Origin of the sequence: Paenibacillus sp. FSL R7-0128, assembly GCF_038002245.1 — a bacterium.
GTDB classification, from domain to species: domain Bacteria; phylum Bacillota; class Bacilli; order Paenibacillales; family Paenibacillaceae; genus Paenibacillus_AQ; species Paenibacillus_AQ silagei.
In genome coordinates this window covers 6432760-6452567 of sequence record NZ_JBBOCD010000001.1, presented here as the reverse complement: position 1 = coordinate 6452567, position 19808 = coordinate 6432760, and the positions used below count along the sequence as shown (strand labels likewise).

Here is a 19808-nt window from a genome sequence, read left to right as displayed (position 1 = left end):
GCATAGTTGTCTGATCCATGTTATATTATAAAAGTTGCTGGTGACGAGCTAATCGACACTGACAACGAGCTTGATCTTTGAAAACTGAACAACGAGTGAGTATCTGGAGATCACTTCGGTGAGATCCAAAAATGAGAATGTAAATTCTCGTCAGATGTTTCAAAATGAGCAATCGCTCTTTCTAAATACCAATTTGGAGAGTTTGATCCTGGCTCAGGACGAACGCTGGCGGCATGCCTAATACATGCAAGTCGAGCGGAGTTTGAGAGGAAGCTTGCTTCCTTTCAGACTTAGCGGCGGACGGGTGAGTAACACGTAGGCAACCTGCCCTCAAGCCTGGGATAACTACCGGAAACGGTAGCTAATACCGGATAATTTCTTTTTTCTCCTGAGAGAAGAATGAAAGGCGGAGCAATCTGCTGCTTGGGGATGGGCCTGCGGCGCATTAGCTAGTTGGTGGGGTAACGGCCCACCAAGGCGACGATGCGTAGCCGACCTGAGAGGGTGAACGGCCACACTGGGACTGAGACACGGCCCAGACTCCTACGGGAGGCAGCAGTAGGGAATCTTCCGCAATGGGCGCAAGCCTGACGGAGCAATGCCGCGTGAGTGATGAAGGTTTTCGGATCGTAAAGCTCTGTTGCCAGGGAAGAACGTCCGGTAGAGTAACTGCTGCCGGAGTGACGGTACCTGAGAAGAAAGCCCCGGCTAACTACGTGCCAGCAGCCGCGGTAATACGTAGGGGGCAAGCGTTGTCCGGAATTATTGGGCGTAAAGCGCGCGCAGGCGGTTATTTAAGTCTGGTGTTTAAACCTTGGGCTCAACCTGAGGTCGCACTGGAAACTGGGTGACTTGAGTACAGAAGAGGAAAGTGGAATTCCACGTGTAGCGGTGAAATGCGTAGATATGTGGAGGAACACCAGTGGCGAAGGCGACTTTCTGGGCTGTAACTGACGCTGAGGCGCGAAAGCGTGGGGAGCAAACAGGATTAGATACCCTGGTAGTCCACGCCGTAAACGATGAGTGCTAGGTGTTAGGGGTTTCGATACCCTTGGTGCCGAAGTTAACACAGTAAGCACTCCGCCTGGGGAGTACGGTCGCAAGACTGAAACTCAAAGGAATTGACGGGGACCCGCACAAGCAGTGGAGTATGTGGTTTAATTCGAAGCAACGCGAAGAACCTTACCAGGTCTTGACATCCAACTAACGAAGCAGAGATGCATCAGGTGCCCTTCGGGGAAAGTTGAGACAGGTGGTGCATGGTTGTCGTCAGCTCGTGTCGTGAGATGTTGGGTTAAGTCCCGCAACGAGCGCAACCCTTGACTTTAGTTGCCAGCAGGTCGAGCTGGGCACTCTAGAGTGACTGCCGGTGACAAACCGGAGGAAGGTGGGGATGACGTCAAATCATCATGCCCCTTATGACCTGGGCTACACACGTACTACAATGGCCGGTACAACGGGAAGCGAAGCCGCGAGGTGGAGCCAATCCCAGCAAAGCCGGTCTCAGTTCGGATTGCAGGCTGCAACTCGCCTGCATGAAGTCGGAATTGCTAGTAATCGCGGATCAGCATGCCGCGGTGAATACGTTCCCGGGTCTTGTACACACCGCCCGTCACACCACGAGAGTTTACAACACCCGAAGTCGGTGGGGTAACCCGCAAGGGAGCCAGCCGCCGAAGGTGGGGTAGATGATTGGGGTGAAGTCGTAACAAGGTAGCCGTATCGGAAGGTGCGGCTGGATCACCTCCTTTCTATGGAGAATCGTTTCCTGCAACGGAAACATTCAAATCTTAAATCTAGCCGGTCGGCTAGTTACTCACTCGTTGGTCAGTTTTGAGAGTTTAAGCTCTCAATTGTGTGTTATTCCGAACATCACAGTCGTGATTGTCCCGTAATAACAGCAACTTGATCCTTGAAAACTGGATACCGAAACGAATTTGCGTTTTAGAACATCTTTTAGCTGAAACTTGTGTAAGCAAGTGGAAATAGTTATTAGTTGCTACCGTGATTTTCCTTAGGGGAAACACATTGGTTAAGCTACTAAGAGCACACGGAGGATGCCTAGGCGCCAGGAGCCGACGAAGGACGTGGCGAACAACGAAACTGCCTCGGGGAGCTGTAAGCAAGCTTTGATCCGGGGGTGTCCGAATGGGGAAACCCAGCTGTGGTAATTCGCAGTTACTCGTATCTGAATACATAGGATACGCAGAGGCAGACCAGGGGAACTGAAACATCTAAGTACCCTGAGGAAGAGAAAACAATAGTGATTCCGTCAGTAGCGGCGAGCGAACGCGGAACAGCCTAAACCAAGGGGCTTGCCTCTTGGGGTTGTGGGACGTCTCACATGGAGTTACAAAGGAATATGGTAGGTGAAGAGGTCTGGAAAGGCCCGCGATAGAGGTAAAAGCCCTGTAGCCCAAACTGTGTTCTCTCCGAGACGGATCCCGAGTAGTGCGGGGCACGTGAAACCCCGTATGAATCCAGCAGGACCATCTGCTAAGGCTAAATACTACCTGGCGACCGATAGTGAAACAGTACCGTGAGGGAAAGGTGAAAAGCACCCCGGAAGGGGAGTGAAATAGAACCTGAAACCGTGTGCTTACAAAAAGTCAGAGCCCTCTTTATGGGTGATGGCGTGCCTTTTGTAGAATGAACCGGCGAGTTACGTTTAACATGCAAGGTTAAGGTGAGAAGCCGGAGCCGCAGCGAAAGCGAGTCTGAATAGGGCGATTTAGTATGTGGACGTAGACCCGAAACCGTGTGATCTACCCCTGTCCAGGGTGAAGGTGCGGTAACACGCACTGGAGGCCCGAACCCACGCATGTTGAAAAATGCGGGGATGAGGTGGGGGTAGCGGAGAAATTCCAATCGAACTCGGAGATAGCTGGTTCTCCCCGAAATAGCTTTAGGGCTAGCCTCGGTGAATGGAGTGGTGGAGGTAGAGCACTGATTGGGTGCGGGGCCCGCAAGGGTTACCAAGCTCAGTCAAACTCCGAATGCCATTTACTTCTTGCCGGGAGTCAGACAGTGAGTGCTAAGATCCATTGTCAAAAGGGAAACAGCCCAGACCATCAGCTAAGGTCCCCAAGTGTGTGTTAAGTGGGAAAGGATGTGGAGTTGCACAGACAACCAGGATGTTGGCTTAGAAGCAGCCACCATTGAAAGAGTGCGTAATAGCTCACTGGTCGAGTGACTCTGCGCCGAAAATGTAACGGGGCTAAACACACCACCGAAGCTATGGCTAGATGCTTTGCATCTGGGGTAGGGGAGCGTTGTATGTAGGTTGAAGGTGTACCGTAAGGAGCGCTGGACAGCATACAAGTGAGAATGCCGGTATGAGTAACGAAAAGATCAGTGAGAATCTGATCCGCCGAAAGCCCAAGGTTTCCTGAGGAAGGCTCGTCCGCTCAGGGTAAGTCGGGACCTAAGGCGAGGCCGACAGGCGTAGTCGAAGGACAACAGTTTGAAATTACTGTACCACCGTAATCCGCTATGAGCGATGGGGTGACGCAGGGGTAGTGACGCGGACTGATGGATGTCCGTCTAAGCAGTGAGGCTGGTGTGCAGGCAAATCCGCACATCATTAAGGCTGGGCTGTGATGGGGAGCGAAAATTATAGTAGCGAAGGTCATGATCTCACACTGCCAAGAAAAGCCTCTAGTCAGGAGAAGGTGCCCGTACCGCAAACCGACACAGGTAGGCGAGAAGAGAATTCTAAGGCGCGCGGAAGAACTCTCGTTAAGGAACTCGGCAAAATGACCCCGTAACTTCGGGAGAAGGGGTGCCTCGGTAGGGTGAATAGCCCGAGGGGGCCGCAGTGAAAAGGCCCAAGCGACTGTTTAGCAAAAACACAGGTCTGTGCGAAGCCGTAAGGCGAAGTATACGGGCTGACGCCTGCCCGGTGCTGGAAGGTTAAGGGGAGCGGTTAGGAGCAATCCGAAGCTGTGAACCGAAGCCCCAGTAAACGGCGGCCGTAACTATAACGGTCCTAAGGTAGCGAAATTCCTTGTCAGGTAAATTCTGACCCGCACGAATGGCGTAACGACTTGGGCGCTGTCTCAACGAGAGATCCGGTGAAATTTTAATACCTGTGAAGATGCAGGTTACCCGCGACAAGACGGAAAGACCCCATGGAGCTTTACTGCAGCTTGATATTGAATTTGGGTACGATCTGTACAGGATAGGTGGGAGCCGGTGAGGCAGGAGCGCAAGCTTCTGCGGAGGCGCCGTTGGGATACCACCCTGATCGTATCTAGGTTCTAACCTAGTGCCCTTATCGGGTACGGGGACCGTGTCAGGCGGGCAGTTTGACTGGGGCGGTCGCCTCCTAAAGAGTAACGGAGGCGTTCAAAGGTTCCCTCAGAATGGTTGGAAATCATTCGCAGAGTGCAAAGGCATAAGGGAGCTTGACTGCGAGACCTACAAGTCGAGCAGGGACGAAAGTCGGACTTAGTGATCCGGTGGTACCGCATGGAAGGGCCATCGCTCAACGGATAAAAGCTACCCTGGGGATAACAGGCTTATCTCCCCCAAGAGTCCACATCGACGGGGAGGTTTGGCACCTCGATGTCGGCTCATCGCATCCTGGGGCTGAAGTAGGTCCCAAGGGTTGGGCTGTTCGCCCATTAAAGCGGTACGCGAGCTGGGTTCAGAACGTCGTGAGACAGTTCGGTCCCTATCTGTCGTGGGCGCAGGAAATTTGAGAGGAGCTGTCCTTAGTACGAGAGGACCGGGATGGACGTACCGCTGGTGCATCAGTTGTTCCGCCAGGAGCATGGCTGAGTAGCTACGTACGGACGGGATAAGCGCTGAAAGCATCTAAGCGTGAAGCCCCCTCAAGATGAGATTTCCCAATTAGTAAGACCCCTTGAAGACGACGAGGTAGATAGGTTGGAGGTGGAAGTGCAGCAATGCATGGAGCTGACCAATACTAATCGGTCGAGGGCTTATCCAAAAAATAATTCGCAGATTCGTTTCGGGTTCAGTTTTCAGGAATCAAATTGTAATTTATGGAGCTCAAGTAGCTCTGTAAAGAAGATTTGTTTTCAGCATTTGGCGATGCTGAGACCTGAATAATAGCATTTGATATTCAAATGCCCGTTTGGTGGCGATAGCGGAGGGGTTCCACACGTACCCATCCCGAACACGACCGTTAAGCCCTCCAGCGCCGATGGTACTTGGACCGAAGGGTCCTGGGAGAGTAGGACGTTGCCAAGCACACATGACCACTGTTGAGAAATCGACAGTGGTCTTTTTGTTTTTTTTTAGGAAATCTGAACACAATAGGTGCTGCTGCGCCGAGGGATGGGTCCCATGCTTCACAGCCAGTAACATTTATAAAGAAATCCTGCAAGAAGTGGAGCGACCGAGCCTAGGTTGAGTAACTTAGCAGGTGGAACCCCTGCTTGGAAAGGCGAAAGCCACGCCACCAATAGCGAGTCTTGGAGCGGCAAGGGTAACCCTGCCGTTTAAGCGTAGACAGTTAGGATGCAGGCCTGAAAGTGATGGAGCCTCGAAATGCAGCAAACGGGAAGGTCGACGGGCTCACTTTCCCGGAAGACAACATGACTCCAGCCGAAAAAAAAAAAAAAAAAGGCGAGGATGGAGGAGCTTCCCCGGGGTCGAAGAGCCAGGCATGTATACCCATGGTTACTCAGCAACTCGGGAGACCCTGACGCTCTTCTGCGAGAGAAGTACTATTTAGGAACCTTTGCAGGAGTATGGCAAACAAGCCGTAACACGTAAGAATGTCAAACGGCGTTCAGGGAGTCGGATTGCCGCATAAACCTGTGAAACCCCTGTAATGGGGGCGGAGGAAAGGCAGGCGACACCCCATCAATCTTGGTAAGGACACATTGGCCACACACAGAGGTGGGAAAAAAATGGAAACGAAATTAACAAGAATAGCAGAAATGGCCAAAGCAGATCCGAAGTTACGGTTCAACTCCATCGGACATCTCATTGACACAGAAGCATTAAAGAGAAGTCACAAAGAGATGAAACCGGGAAAGGCAACCGGAGTCGATGGATCGACCAAAGAGACGTACGAAGCCAACGTGGAAGCGAATGTAACACACCTGGTGGACCGGTTAAAGCGAAGAAGCTACAGACCTCAGCCCGCGAGAAGAGTGTACATCCCAAAGGACGGGAAAAACATGCGGCCCCTAGGAATTCCTGCGTATGAAGACAAACTGGTGCAACATGCGCTGAAAAGAGTACTGGAAGCCATTTATGAACAAGACTTCATGGATTTCTCGTATGGATTTCGCCCGAACCGAAACATGCACAGTGCGCTGAAACATCTAAACCGGGTCATCGAGCAGGGAAAAACCAGCTATGTCGTCGATGCAGACATCTCCGGCTTCTTCAACCATGTAAATCACGAATGGCTGATGAAATTCCTCGAACTGCGAATCGGAGATCCAAACATCCACCGGCTGGTGAGACGGATGCTGAAAGCAGGTATTCAGGAGGATGGACACTTTGAACCGACGGAGGAAGGAACTCCCCAAGGTTCGGTGGTGTCGCCCCTGCTAGCCAACGTCTACCTGCACTATGTCCTTGACCTATGGTTTACCGTGACGGTGAGGAAGCAGTGCGGGGGGCAAGCCGAAATGGTGCGCTTCGCCGATGATTTTGTATGCTGCTTCCAGTACAAAGAAGATGCAGAACGCTTCTATACCGCACTTGTGCTCCGGCTGGAGAAATTCGGGTTAAGCATTGCGGAAGAGAAGACGAAAATCATCGCGTTCGGTCGTTTTGCGGAAGCAGAATCACGGAGGAAGGGCGAAGGGAAACCGAAAACATTCGATTTCCTAGGCTTCACGCACTACTGCGCCAAGAGCCGAAAAGGAACCTTCCGGGTAAAGCGTAAAACGAGTGGGAAGAAATTCAGACAGAAGGTCAGAGCCATGAAGAGCTGGGTCAGGTGGAATCGCCACATGAAGCAGGAGGATTTCCTAGGCGTCATCCGGTCCAAACTGTCGGGACACTACCGATACTATGGAATCACGGATAACTCGGAGAAAATAAAAACCTATTACATGCAAACGCTCGACTTGATCTATACATGGCTAAACCGCAGAAGTCAGCGCAGGAGTTTCACCTGGGAGAGGTTCTACGAAGTGCTAAACGAATTCAGGCTACCTAAGCCGCGGATCTACGTCAATATCTACGATTAAGGCCAATTGTGAACGATGGGGTGAAGAGCCGTATGCGTAAATTGCGCACGTACGGATCTGTGAGGGGTAGGGGCACAATCCACGAAGGAAAGGCCCCGCCTACTCGACCAACAATGCTGCCCCGTAGAAGCGGTCTATGCTGAAATCCTGCACGAAATGCAACAAATTCAGCGCTAACTTGCTCTAACCACCGAAATTTGTGCAAATAATGCAACAATGTAGCGTAGCCCGTAACTTTTTTAAAGAATTCTTGTAAAAAGTGCAATATTGCTGCTCCTTACAAGCGGCCGATGAGAGAGAAAATAGCCTATGGGCTGGATGTATTCTACCAGAAGGCGTTGAGGTACCAGCATTTTTCACCCGCAGGGTGAGTTTGTTCTATTCCGGGCGAGGGTCTCTTTTTACAACTCCATAACAACTGTCACTCTACTTTATAACATGTTGAGAGTAGGGTAATGGTAGAGAAAATACTATACTCCTGTGGAGGTTATCCCGTTGAATAAGAAGAAGTGGTCTGCTTCTATAGCAGTCCTGTTATGTGCAGGAGGGTTATTCGCCATCAGTGCTGTTGTCGTCCCAAACTTAGTGAACTCTGCTGTTGTCACCAAAGGCAGCGCAGCAGCACAGAATGATCTCAGACTGACACTGCCGGAGAGTACAGTTCCTGTATTGAAAGTAGCGGCACCTGTGCCAGTATCTACTGTCGATGATTACCTGCGGAAGAATATGAACAAGGAGCTAATGGAGCAAATTTATGATTCTCTGAGTAAAGCACCTGAGCCCACGGTAGTTGGCGGCCAGGATCAAACCGAATCTGAGCTTAACCTTCGAACTAAGCGTCAATGGGTGCTGGAAGATCAGTATGAGTATGATGGCCTTCGGCCTCAGAAGCCCCTGCCCTTCGAGGCGGGACAAGGAGATTTATATCTGGATCTAAAGACCAATACGCTCTACGTTCCAGATAGAACTTGGACCGATGAAGAACTGCTGCAGCTTATAGACTGGAACTATCGCCAGGCGTCTGCAGCCTCTCTACGCTTTCCGGAAAAACCTGTTCTTCCTCAAAAGTACAGCGAATCTAAATTCATCATGCGTGCGGTTGAAAGTGTGCGTAAGCTCTACGATGCCGATGTGTCTAAGATGCAAATGGCAACTAATCTGAGAAAAGCGGAATATGGCTTTCCTTCCCAATGGTGGGTGTATTTTTCTCCCTACAAGGAGCGGACCATGCGGGGACAAGGACAGGAGGTATGGAATTACCATGTGATTATCGATACAGAAACCGGAGTGGTAGTGGATACGACAGCAGTTAATTTGGCAGCGATAAGAACGCCTATTGATGAGGCTGCGGCTAAATCAGTCCAAAAGGATCCTAGCTGGATCAAGGAAGCTATACGGATTGTTAAGGATAAGCAAGGTGAGCAAAGGAAAATCGCAAAGGCATATCTGACTGATACCGTGGTGAACAATAAGCGCGGAATGGTTGCGGTAGATGTGTTATTAGAAGACGGCAGCAAATATAATGCGGAATTTCGCTATCCGAGTATGATTTTGCGTTGCCTCATTTATGAGCCTGCCGATAAGGGGAAATAAGCGGGAAGCTTATGTTCAATGAACAAACTAGTCCTGACGATCAAGCAGTTCTTGATTTGTCAGGATTTTTTGGCAGGCGGTTGTGTAAGGTCAGGTTCGGCTTATAGGTTATGGATGCTTTGGAATCTGGTATGATTAAGATTAGGTTACCTATGAAAGGGTATTCTGTGGCTACAGAGTTAGGAGGATATTCGACAGATGGCTCATATACTTGTTGTTGAGGATGAACAGGCGATTAATGATTTAATAACGATGAATCTTAAGCTGGTGGGACATACGTATGCCAAAGCCTATAGCGGCTCGGAGGTAGCGGACATGCTGGAGAAGGAGCGTGCGGATCTAATCTTGCTGGATGTCATGCTTCCCGGACTGGACGGGTTCGGGGTGATGGAGCAGATTGCGCCACTACGGATTCCGGTGATTCTGATTACGGCCCGGGGTGCACTCTCTGACCGGATCAGGGGCTTCGAGCTGGGTGCGGATGATTATATTATTAAGCCTTTTGAGATTCTGGAGCTGCTGGCCCGGATTAATGTCGTGCTGCGGAGGAATGAACAGGCCGCCTCTGCTTTTGTATGCGATAGGGTTGAAGTCCGGTTCACGGAGCGTCAGGTGTGGGTGGATCAGCTGCTGGTGGATCTGACGGCCAGAGAATTCGAACTGCTTGAAGTGCTGATCCGTAACCGGAATATTGCTCTTTCCAGAGAGAAGCTGCTGGAACTGGCATGGGGTTATGATTATGCGGGTGATACCCGTACCGTGGATGTACATATAAGGCAGCTGCGCAAAAAGCTGGGCTGGGAAGAACGGATTAAAACCGTGTTCAAGCTGGGCTACCGGCTGGAAGTTCAGGTCTAGCCATGCGGTTCTGGCATAAGATTCTCCTTGCTGTCCTGGTGCTGTTTATAGCGGCACTTGATGTAAGTGTCGTGATGGTAATGAAAAAAAGCTGGCAGCTGAACATGGCCAGTGAGAGCAAACGTGCGGCCAGCGAACAGCTGCTAATTACGAATAATATCTATGAGAATCTGGATTCCATTCGGGCAAGAGGCGTCTCTCTTACCCCGGCACTGCTGGTCAGTGTGGCTAAGTCCTATGGAGAACACTACCGTAAGCAGGGGATAGAGCTGGAGCTGCGGGATGATGGACTGCTGCTCTATCCTGGTGAGAAAGAGCAGCGCGCTGTGCAGGAGGAGCATATCATGACGTTAGCGATGTCGCTCCCGGCTCCCTATCAGCATTTGGAACTGGTATACAAGCGCGATATCAGCGGGCTGTACGCTCAGCAGGAGGAGCTTAACCGTTTTTTTGTGATGATTAACTGGATTGTAGGGCCGCTTCTTGTGGTACTGCTCTACCTTTTGATCCGGCATCTGACTAAGCCACTCAAGCTGTTGTCGGAGACGACAAAGACGATTGCCGAAGGCGACTATTCCAATCGTGTGGAGCTGAACAGCAGGGATGAATTCGGAGAGCTGGCCTTCAACTTTAACAAGATGGCTACTGTGATAGAGCAGCGGATGAGCGATCTCGCAGGCATGGCTGAGGATAAACAGCGGATGGTCGATAATCTAGCTCATGAGCTGCGGACACCGCTAACCAGTATGCAGGGATTTGCGGAGCTGCTGACCACGGCTAACATAGATCAGGAGGATCAGGTCAAAGCGGGGCGCTATATTCTCAGCGAGACGGTGAGGTTGAAGAATCTGGCCTTCAAGCTGTTGGATCTGTCCGTTCTGCGGCATCAGCCGCTGGTGTTGGCAGAGGTAGATGTGGCTTCGCTGTTCGACACAGTGGCCCAGACCGAGCAGCAGAGGGTAACAGATAACGGATTACGGCTGGAGCTGGATAGCACCATTCCTGCCGTATGGGGAGATGCGGATCTGCTGGCAGCTTTTCTGGTGAATCTGATTGAGAATGCCATTCCTGCGTCCCCGCCAGGCAGCACAATCCGCTTGCTGGCCTATCAGCAGGACGGAGAAGGGGTGCTTGAAGTACAGGACAGCGGGAGCGGAATGACAGAAGAGCAGAGCAGGCGGGCATTTGAGCCTTTCTACCGTGCAGATTCTTCACGTTCGCGGGCCTATGGCCATGCAGGTCTGGGTCTCTCTCTATGCCGCCAGATTGCCGAAGCGCATCAGGCCAGAATTGAGCTGCTATCTGCTCCTGGTGAGGGGACGAGCATCCGGCTTTTTTTAAGATCCACTTTGTGAAGCTATTTTACAACTCCATAACAACTGCTCCTCTACTCTATAATATCCCGGGATTAAGCTATGGATAGAGTTAATATCCTGAATCCCGATGGAGGTAATACAATTGAACAAGAAAAAGTGGTCTGTTACTATGGCAGTTGTCCTATGCTCAGGCGGTATGTTTGCATTCAGCGGACTCCTTGTCCCCAGTCTGGCGAACTCAGCAGTCATCGCAAAGTACAGTACGGCAACTCCGGTCAGTGCTAAGGCAAGTCCGGCAGGAAGCGTTGTTCCTGTGCTGAAGGTGGAGGCACCCGTGCCGGTATCTACCGTGAATGATGATCTGCTGCTGAAGCAGATGACTGAGGAGCAGATCCAGCAAATCTACGACTATATGGAGCTACCGGGCGATCCGAACACTTCAGGCCGGGAAATGACCGAAGCGGAGATCAACCGCAGGCGGGTGCTGGAAGATCAATATGTCTATGATGGTGTGCGGCCACAGAAGCCATTGCCGCTACAGGCGGGGCAGGGAGAAGTGTATTTCGATATAAAGACCAATACGTATTATCAACCGGAGCGCACCTGGACGGATGAAGAGCTGTTGCAAATGATTGACTGGTCCTACCGGCTTAATCTTGTGGCATCCAAACGTAATATCACTGCTCCGGCCGTTGCCGTACCGCAGAAATTCAGCAAGGCTGAAGTACAGGCACGGGCGGCTGAAAGTGTGCGCAAGCTGTTCGATGCCGATGTCTCCAAGCTGAAAACAAATGTTATGCTGGTGGAACCGGGTTATGGCATACCTTCATTTTGGTCGGTTCACTCTGAACCATATAAGTCGCTTACTCTGCTTGGACAAGGTCAGGAATACTGGCAATATAGTGTGCAGATCGATCCTGACACCGGGGTGGTGGTTGATACGACAGCTTTTAACTCTGTGATGAAAAGAACCCCTATCGACGCGGCAGCTGCGGCTGCCATGAAGAAGGATGACAGCTGGGTAAAGGAAGCTACCCGGATTGTAAAGGACAAGCAGGGAGAGAAAAGAAAGATAGTGAAGGCGTATCTGACAGGCACTGAGGTAAACAATAAACGCGGGATGGTGGCCGTGGATGTGTTGCTGGAAGACGGCAGCAAATATAATGCGGAATTCCGCTATCCGGGTAAACAGCTGCGTTGTCTGATCTATGAGCCTGCCGGTAAGGCTAAGTAAGCGGGAAGCCGTGTTGCTATAGAACTGAATTTATCCTGATGATCAAGTCTCTCTTGATTCATCGGGATTTTTTGTTACATTAGAGAGAAGAAAGGAAGGGGTGAGGGGATGAAAAGATTAAATGTGGCGATTCCAACGCCTTTTCATGGGGATGAGGGTCTGAATACAGACGGATTTGCGCCTATCGTGGCTTACCAGCAGCAAAACGGCATCGAATCCCTGCTGATCTCAGGAAGTACTGGCGAGCAGCATTCGCTGAGTATTGAGGAAAGATTAGAAATTATTGAATATTTCAATCAAAAGCGTTCTCCGGGGATGGAGCTGATCTTCGGCGTGTCCGCGATAAGAACCCGTGATGCTGTCCGGCTGGTGCAGGAGGTGGAGACATCAGTGATGGATGTGCTGCTGATCGGATTTCCCCCGTATATCCGGCCTACGCAGCAACAGGCGGTTGCTTATGTGGAGGAACTGCTTAGTCATACGAGCAAGCCCGTAGCGTTGTATAATAATCCCGGCCGGACCGGATTTGATCTGACCCCGGAGTCGCTGTACACGTTAATCCTGCGCCATCCGAATATTGTCGGCTACAAGGAAACAGGCGATTTGCAGCGGCATATGGGAGTGGAGTATCCGGAGGGGTTCATTCTTTTTGCAGCAGGGGATATGAGGCTTGTGGAGAATTTCGCCTCAGGCCCTTGCAATGGCCTCTCCAGTGTGGCGGGGAATCTATACCCCTTGGAGATCAAGAGCGCGGTGGAGCGTCTGCTGCGGAAGGAGCAGGTGGAGGCTGGACCTTTGGAGGACATAGTGGCGCAGGTGTTCAGCGGGCATGCGCTTGTCAACATCAAGCAGCATTACAACCGGTTGGGGATTCCGGCGGGTGTGTGCCGGGCTCCGATTCTCTAGATATGCATATTCGCCTCCTGTAAGACAAAAGCTAGCCTATCTACTGTCAAAAGGAGACGGAGCGATGAATGAAATCTGGAGCGAAATCTGGAAGGCGCTGGTGCTGATCATTGTCGGGATGCTGGTGCTGCGGCTAGCCGGCCGCAAATCGATCTCGCAGATGACGATTCCTACGACGATCGCCATGATCTCAATTGGGACGATTATTGTGCAGCCGATCGCCGATCATAGTATTCTGATTACTATAGTTGCAGCAGCCGTATTCATCATAGTGTTAATTATAGTGGAATGGCTGCAGGTACGGTGGAATGCTTTTGAGCGGCTAATTAAGGGGCCTGCGGTTATTGTTATTGCGGAGGGACAGCTTCAGCCTAAGAATCTGAGGAAGCTTAGATTAACCGTCGATGAGCTGGAGATGAGCCTGCGGGGACAGGGTATCTCCAGGCTTAGCGATGTCAAAACGGCGACGATTGAGCCTAACGGCCAGCTCGGATATGAATTACAGGATTCCGCAAAGCCGGTCACTATGGCCCAGGTAGAGGCGCTTTTTGCTACGTACCTGGGCGGAAGCTGTCCAGCGAATGAGACTGAATACCTGGATCAGCCTGATCGGCAGACGGGGCTTTTTGACGAGATTAAGTTGCAGTAGAAGTGTAGAGATGGCTGTAAAATCAGCTAAGCAGAAAAGAAAGGACGGAGTGAGATGAAGCATCCTTTTCACCTGAAGGCGGTATGGAATGGAGGGCGGAACAGCGAAGGGCATATTGATGCGGGCGGACTGCGGACGGTTATATCGATTCCGCAGGAGATGGGCGGGCCGGGAACCGGCACGAACCCGGATGAGATGCTGCTGGGTGCAGCAGCGACCTGTTACCTGATTACTCTGGCCGCAATGCTGGAGCGTTCGGAGATTGTTCCAGAGGAGCTGACCCTGGCGTCTGAAGCGACAGTAGATGTCACGAATAATGTGTTCACGTACGAAAAGATCGTGCACAAGCCTAGCATTGTGCTCCAGGCTGGTGCGACACCGGCGCAGCTGAAGATGGCAGAGCGGCTGGCACATAAGGCTGAAGCCTCCTGTATGATCTCCAGAGCCGTGGCCGGTAACGTCTCTATAGAGACTAAGCCAGTTGTGGAAATCGCGCACGGGAGCGGACAAGCCCGGGTAGAGTTATAGAAGCACAGGGGGATACAGAGCTAGAGCTGCACTGGTGATGCAAAATGCTGCTCCACCTCGTAGCGCGGCAGCTCAACAATTACCGAGGTTCCTTTGGTGAACTCACTCTCGATCCGCAGACGCCCGTCATGCAGCTCGATAATTTCTTTGCAGATGGCAAGGCCCAGGCCGCTGCCGGACTGACGGGAGCGGCCTTTGAAGAATTTGGTGCCAAGCTGCGTCAGATCCGCGGCCTCGATGCCTTCGCCGTTGTCAGCCACGGTGACGATTATCCGTTCGCCTTCGAGCACTGCGGTAAGGCGGATCTCACCCTCCGCAGGGGTGAACTTGAACGCATTATCCAGCAAATTGACAAACACCTGCTTCAACCGGTTAAAATCACCGTCCACCGGCAGCGGCTGATCGGGAAGGTCGGCATAGAGGCGGATCTGCTTCGTCTGCCCCCGGTATCTGAATTGCAGCAGCAGATCCTCCAGCAGGCCTCTGAGATCATACGGCTGGCGCACAATGCGGATCTCTCCGGCCTGAAATTTGGAGAAGTCGAGCAGATCCTCCACCAGGCCGATCAGCCGGTCTGTCTCCCCGGTCATGACCTCAAGCCCCTGCAGGATCTCCTGCCTATCTGATAAATCACCGACCAGCAGCGTTTCCCCCCAGCCTTTGATGGAGGTAAGCGGGGTCCGCAGTTCATGGGTGACGGAGGAGATGAAATCATATTTGAGCTTCTCGCTCTTGAGAATTTCCTCCGACATATAATTCAGCGTTACCGCAAGGGTGCCGACTTCATCGTCATAGCGCCTCGCTGCCCGGACGGCAAAATTACCGGTGGCCATTTCCTTGGCGACCCCGGTCAGCTGCTGGATCGGCCCTACGATCCGTTTGGCGATAATCAGGCTGAGCATGAAGCCGAATCCAATGACGAGTAGTCCGATGACGGCTGCATTGAGTGCGATCCGGATAATAACATGATATAAAGGCTCTGCCGAGACCGAGTACCGCAGCAAGCCGATTGTGCTCCCCGACTCCTTCAGCGCGATAGAGACTGCCATAATTCGTTCCCCGTTCACTGGCTTGATGCTCTGAAAGCTTCCTTTGCCGCTGGTCAGAGCTGCTCTCACATCAGGGGTACTCACCTGCTCTGTACTGGAGAAGCCGAAGGAATTAATGACCACGTGGCCAGCTGGACTCAGCACTTCCACCTTACTGCTCTCCTCAGGGGAGAGATTCTCCAGAATATAACGCGCCCGCTCATTCAAGCTATAACTCTCCAGATACTTATTGAAAAAGGTCGCTGAAGTCGTGGCCCTTGTATTCAATGTCTCCATCGCACTGCCCAGATAATAATAGTGGACAGCAGCGATGAACACTCCCTCCAGCAGCAGCACGATCAGGAGCAGCACAAGGGTAATATAGACGATAAGTCTGGACCTGATTCCCTTCAGCACAATTAGCCCCTCCAAATATATCCGAATCCCCACACGGTCTCGAGGAACTGCGGCCCGGAGGACTCCTGTCCGATCTTCTGGCGGATTCGGCTGATATTCACATCTACAATTTTAAGATCCCCCATGAAGTACTGCCCCCATACGGCTGTCAGAATATCATCCCGGTTCATGGCCTTGTTCGGCTGTTCCATCAGCAGCTTAACGATCATAAACTCGGTTGGGGTCAGCGGGATATCCTGCCCGTCCTTCAATAATTTCCGTTCATCCAGCATTAGGGTAAAAGGCGGAAGCTCGATGAGATTCTCCTGCGGCAGCGCTTCTCCCGGATACATTCTGCGGTAGAGAGAGCGCACCCGGGCGACCAGCTCTACCGGACTGAAGGGCTTGACCACATAGTCATCTGCGCCGGATTCCAGGCCCATGACCTTGTCGATTTCCTGGCTTTTGGCGGTGAGCATAATGATTCCCAGCCGGGGGAAGTGTGTCCGCAGAAGGGTGCACACCTCAAACCCGCTGAGTCCGGGCAGCATCAGGTCGAGAATCGCGATGTCAAAATCTCTCTGCTCTCTTGCAATGTGCAGCGCCTCTTCACCGGTAGAAGCCTCCGCGATCTCGAAGCCTGCCCGCTTAAGGTTGATACACAGCAGATCACGGATAGGCTTCTCATCTTCCAGTATCAGCACTTTCATGAACAGCTCTCCTTCTTATTGCCGGAGCTTCTGGGGTGTGCCGGCCAGCTGAACGACTTCATCCAGTGTCAGCTTCAGCTGATTATAATTTTGCAGATCGGCCCCCTGCAGCTTGCCGGCGGCATCCGCTGCGGGCATTACGGCAACGAATAGGGTAGGCTCCGTGTCATTGTTAGAGTTCCCCTGCTCATACAGCAGCTTATACTCTCTATTCTCAGCCTTCAGCTGGACCTCTGCGGCAGCCCAGGCCTTCTTCGTCAGCAGGCGAAGCTCCAGCAGCGGAGCCTTCACAGCAGACCCGGTATTCTTGTAGCTGAACTGGAGCTTCTCCCAGGGCTGGGGTGATTCTTCCGGAACCTCCAGCAGGGTCTGGCCCGCCCAGGACTTGGGAATATGGAAGTTGAAGCCCCAGCGGTCGAACTGCTCCTGCACGAAGGTCAGGCCGGTCTGTCCGTCCCACTGATAATATTTGGTGATGAATGGGGTCGCCAAGGGAGCCATGCTCTCCGTACCGGCTGGCGGCACCAGGAAGCCGAATTCCAAGATCCCGTCATTATTCACATCCAGGCTGGACTGCGGGTAGTCCTTAATTGCAATACTGCTGCTGCCAAGCAGGTCAGGAGAGACGGCTGGCGGAGACAGCACCAGATCCTTGCTTGCAGCGAGCGCAGTACGCTGATAATCATCTGTTGCCAGTATATCAGTAAACCTGTCTTTTTCCCAAGTTAGAAGTGAAGTATAGGAAGCATGTGCGCCAATGGCGGCATCGATGACAATTGCGTTCCGGGTAGGGGACGCCTTGCCGAACTGGGCTTCGATCACATTACCGTCCAGCTTCTGGTCGGATAAGGTCTGTAGTGTACCGTCCTTGAGCCGGAGCAACAGGAGATGGGTCTCACGGATGTTATCTGTGGTGTAGGTACTCTGAAGCAAGGCAATATCGGTATGCCCGCTTCCGGTCAGGTCGCCAAGGACCAGCTGGTCGTAAGGCTGCTTAAGCAGCTCGGTCAGCTTGCCGCCGCTTAGGCTGTAGACCGCCAGCTCTTTGCTTAAGCCCTCCCCGCCGCCGTATCCGAGCAGCAGCTCCTCCGCTCCGTCACCGGTAACATCTGTGAAGGACACTTCATTCAATTCGCTGCCTACCCCGGTAAGGTTAGCCAGCTTGGTCCACTTGCCGTTCTGCTGTGAGAGGAGGAGAGTATTGATCTCGTAATCGGTTTTGTCTGTCTTGTAGAAGGCCAGAAGCTCCTCCTGCCCGTCCTTGTCCAGATCCTGTAATTGAATCGCACTGCCGGATTCCGAGTGGATGGGAACCGTTAAATGCGCGTTGGCCGGTAGAAAGGATTTGACGATTCCGGTAAGATTGCCGTCGCTATTCCCCTGTGCCGGGGCTTGAAGCAGATCGCTCGGTGTCTTCATGGTGCCACAGCCGGAGGCGATCAGGCTTAAGAATAAGAGGCTGCTGAGGCCGAAGGTATATTTGTTCATTGCAGTTACGCTCCTTAGGATTCATCTGTGGCTAGTATATCCTAACCTTTCGGGCAATTAGTTTCAAAATGGTAAAGGAGCTGACTGAAGATATTAATATGAGATGGAATATGAGATGGAATGGCAGTAACGGTAACGCAAAGCTTAAACTTGTCGCTGCGGTGAACATTTGGACTTTCGGCCGCTGTTGTATACAGATTTCTTGATTCAAGCCGCTGTTTGCGGTTGAAATCCGTATACAAAGGCGGTCGCTATCGCTCCTACAGTTCCAAATTTCCCCTCCGCTCCTTCCCAGCTTTTTGTTAATGGCTTATTCAACTGAAATTGATATCTTCAGTTATTGGGGGGAGGAGGGCAGGCAAAGAACGGCGGAATGGGCCGCTGTCGCTACCATTCCTACAATTTAATATAAAAAGGCTGTCCCATTCAGCCTTTTATGGCTTTTCGGGACAACCTGTATTGTCTGGCTATTCTATTGGCCTGAGCGCCGCAGGCTCTGTCCATTGGTAGCAATAACATCCTTATACCAGTGGAAGGATTTCTTGCGGTAGCGCTCCAGGGTTCCGGTATTGTCGTCGTGGCGGTCTACATAGATGAAGCCGTAGCGTTTACTTAGTTCAGCGGTTGACGCACTGACCAGGTCAATACAGCCCCAAGAGGTGTAGCCCATGACTTCAACGCCGTCCTCGATGGCTTCGCCCACCTGCACCAGATGGTCATTCAGGTACTCAATCCGGTAGTCGTCATTGACGGTTGGCACGCCGTCTTCGCCGGTGATCAGCTCATCCTTGGCTCCGAGTCCATTTTCCACAATAAATAGCGGCTTCTGGTAACGGTCATAGAACATATTCAGCACATAGCGCAGACCCTGCGGGTCAATCTGCCAGCCCCATTCGGAAGCCTTCAGATATGGATTAGGTGCGCCCCCGATCAGGTTGCCTTCCTGGGTACGTTTGCTGCTGTCTCCGGTCTCACAGATGCTCACATAATAGCTGAACGAGATAAAGTCAACGGTATGCTTGAGAATGTCCGCATCTCCAGGCTCCATGTGAATCTCAATGCCGTGCTCTCTGAAGTAACGTTTCATATAGCCAGGGTACACGCCTCTCGCATGCACATCTCCGAAGAAGTAATTCATATGCTCTGACTTCATTGCCGCAATGACATCGTCCGGGTTAGGCGTGAGCGGATATGTGGGCATGCTTAGGATCATACAGCCGATCTGAGCCTGCGGATTGATCTCATGTCCGATTTTGACCGCTGTAGCACTTGCGACCAGCTCGTGATGAATGGCCTGGTACAGATCCTGCTTGCTCAGCTTGTCCTTCGGTGTATAGATCCCGCCGCTCATGAATGGCTCGTGCAGGATGGAGTTGATCTCGTTGAAGGTCAGCCAGTACTTCACTTTATCCTTGTAGCGGGTGAATACCGTTCTGGCATACCGTTCATAGAAGCCGACTAGTTGCCGGTTCACCCAGCCGTCATACTGCTTGGACAAGTGCAGCGGAGTTTCGTAGTGGGAGAGGGTCACCAGCGGCTCAATGCCGTATTTGTGACATTCATCGAACAGGTCATCATAGAATTGCAGACCTTGCTCATTAGGCTCCAGCTCGTCGCCGTTCGGGAAGATTCGCGACCAGGCGATGGAGGTACGGAAGACCTTGAAGCCCATTTCGGCAAAAAGCTTAACATCTTCTTTGTACCGGTGGTAAAAGTCGATGCCGACCAGCTTCATATTATCCTCGGTAGGCACCTCGGTGATAGGGCCCCTGATTCCTTGCGGAGCTACGTCTTGAGTGGACAGGCCTTTGCCGTCTTCGTTGTATGCGCCTTCCAATTGGTTCGCAGCGACTGCGCCGCCCCACAGGAAGCCTTCAGGAAATGGAGTGTTCATAGATAATCCCGCCTTCTATTAGTTATG

General features: G+C 51.9%; 12 protein-coding genes and 3 rRNA genes. 11 read left to right on the top strand and 4 right to left on the bottom strand.

Annotated elements, in window-relative coordinates:
* Window positions 1-190 precede the first annotated feature (190 nt).
* The 11 genes from NST26_RS27280 to NST26_RS27230 all read left to right on the top strand — a co-directional run bounded on the left by NST26_RS27280 (window position 191) and on the right by NST26_RS27230 (window position 14265).
* Window positions 191-1751: ribosomal RNA gene (locus tag NST26_RS27280) — 16S ribosomal RNA — on the top strand.
* A gap of 279 nt (window positions 1752-2030) precedes the next feature.
* Window positions 2031-4954, top strand: a 23S ribosomal RNA gene (locus tag NST26_RS27275).
* Between the two features lie 146 nt (window positions 4955-5100).
* Window positions 5101-5217 (top strand): 5S ribosomal RNA (gene rrf, locus NST26_RS27270).
* Together the 16S, 23S and 5S rRNA genes form the textbook arrangement of a ribosomal RNA operon.
* Before the next feature lie 665 nt (window positions 5218-5882).
* The gene (ltrA, locus tag NST26_RS27265; RefSeq protein ID WP_340950427.1) at window positions 5883-7181 is read left to right on the top strand and encodes a group II intron reverse transcriptase/maturase; all 1299 of its coding nucleotides are present in this window, start codon (window positions 5883-5885) and stop codon (window positions 7179-7181) included.
* A 495-nt stretch (window positions 7182-7676) separates the two neighbouring features.
* Window positions 7677-8774: a hypothetical protein gene (locus NST26_RS27260; protein ID WP_209879159.1), complete on the top strand. Its 1098-nt coding sequence runs from the start codon at window positions 7677-7679 to the stop codon at window positions 8772-8774.
* Between the two features lie 198 nt (window positions 8775-8972).
* The gene (locus tag NST26_RS27255; RefSeq protein WP_209879156.1) at window positions 8973-9632 is read left to right on the top strand and encodes a response regulator transcription factor; all 660 of its coding nucleotides are present in this window, start codon (window positions 8973-8975) and stop codon (window positions 9630-9632) included.
* A 2-nt stretch (window positions 9633-9634) separates the two neighbouring features.
* Window positions 9635-10987: a HAMP domain-containing sensor histidine kinase gene (locus NST26_RS27250; RefSeq protein ID WP_340958276.1), complete on the top strand. Its 1353-nt coding sequence runs from the start codon at window positions 9635-9637 to the stop codon at window positions 10985-10987.
* A 103-nt stretch (window positions 10988-11090) separates the two neighbouring features.
* A complete protein-coding gene (locus NST26_RS27245; protein ID WP_340958278.1) occupies window positions 11091-12182 on the top strand; it encodes a hypothetical protein in 1092 nt (363 codons plus the stop codon).
* Window positions 12183-12290: 108 nt separating this feature from the next.
* Window positions 12291-13088 carry a dihydrodipicolinate synthase family protein gene (locus NST26_RS27240; RefSeq protein WP_036732501.1) on the top strand — a complete coding sequence of 266 codons (798 nt, stop codon included), beginning with the start codon at window positions 12291-12293 and terminating at the stop codon, window positions 13086-13088.
* 64 nt (window positions 13089-13152) lie between these two features.
* A complete protein-coding gene (locus NST26_RS27235; RefSeq protein ID WP_036732502.1) occupies window positions 13153-13737 on the top strand; it encodes a DUF421 domain-containing protein in 585 nt (194 codons plus the stop codon).
* Between the two features lie 54 nt (window positions 13738-13791).
* The gene (locus NST26_RS27230) at window positions 13792-14265 is read left to right on the top strand and encodes an OsmC family protein (RefSeq protein ID WP_036732503.1); all 474 of its coding nucleotides are present in this window, start codon (window positions 13792-13794) and stop codon (window positions 14263-14265) included.
* Window positions 14266-14285: 20 nt separating this feature from the next.
* Here NST26_RS27230 and NST26_RS27225 read toward each other — a convergent pair whose 3' ends face one another.
* From NST26_RS27225 to NST26_RS27210, 4 genes are all read right to left on the bottom strand, one after another.
* Entirely contained in the window at window positions 14286-15710 is a 1425-nt protein-coding gene (locus tag NST26_RS27225; RefSeq protein WP_340980289.1) for a sensor histidine kinase, read from the bottom strand.
* Between the two features lie 2 nt (window positions 15711-15712).
* A complete protein-coding gene (locus tag NST26_RS27220) occupies window positions 15713-16399 on the bottom strand; it encodes a response regulator transcription factor (RefSeq protein WP_340980288.1) in 687 nt (228 codons plus the stop codon).
* A 15-nt stretch (window positions 16400-16414) separates the two neighbouring features.
* Complete coding sequence (locus tag NST26_RS27215) at window positions 16415-17887, bottom strand: hypothetical protein (protein WP_340980287.1); 1473 nt, start codon at window positions 17885-17887, stop codon at window positions 16415-16417.
* 472 nt (window positions 17888-18359) lie between these two features.
* On the bottom strand, window positions 18360-19781 hold the full coding sequence (locus NST26_RS27210; protein ID WP_339251059.1) for a glycoside hydrolase family 1 protein: 1422 nt from the start codon (window positions 19779-19781) through the stop codon (window positions 18360-18362).
* Window positions 19782-19808 lie beyond the last annotated feature (27 nt).

Excerpts from the sequence above, each read along its gene's own strand:
- NST26_RS27255 (WP_209879156.1), top strand. The coding sequence starts at position 8,973 with ATGGCTCATATACTTGTTGTTGAGGATGAACAGGCGATTAATGATTTA.
- NST26_RS27215 (WP_340980287.1), bottom strand. The coding sequence starts at position 17,887 with ATGAACAAATATACCTTCGGCCTCAGCAGCCTCTTATTCTTAAGCCTG.
- NST26_RS27210 (WP_339251059.1), bottom strand. The coding sequence starts at position 19,781 with ATGAACACTCCATTTCCTGAAGGCTTCCTGTGGGGCGGCGCAGTCGCT.
- NST26_RS27220 (WP_340980288.1), bottom strand. The coding sequence starts at position 16,399 with ATGAAAGTGCTGATACTGGAAGATGAGAAGCCTATCCGTGATCTGCTG.
- NST26_RS27240 (WP_036732501.1), top strand. The coding sequence starts at position 12,291 with ATGAAAAGATTAAATGTGGCGATTCCAACGCCTTTTCATGGGGATGAG.
- NST26_RS27235 (WP_036732502.1), top strand. The coding sequence starts at position 13,153 with ATGAATGAAATCTGGAGCGAAATCTGGAAGGCGCTGGTGCTGATCATT.
- NST26_RS27230 (WP_036732503.1), top strand. The coding sequence starts at position 13,792 with ATGAAGCATCCTTTTCACCTGAAGGCGGTATGGAATGGAGGGCGGAAC.
- ltrA (WP_340950427.1), top strand. The coding sequence starts at position 5,883 with ATGGAAACGAAATTAACAAGAATAGCAGAAATGGCCAAAGCAGATCCG.
- NST26_RS27250 (WP_340958276.1), top strand. The coding sequence starts at position 9,635 with ATGCGGTTCTGGCATAAGATTCTCCTTGCTGTCCTGGTGCTGTTTATA.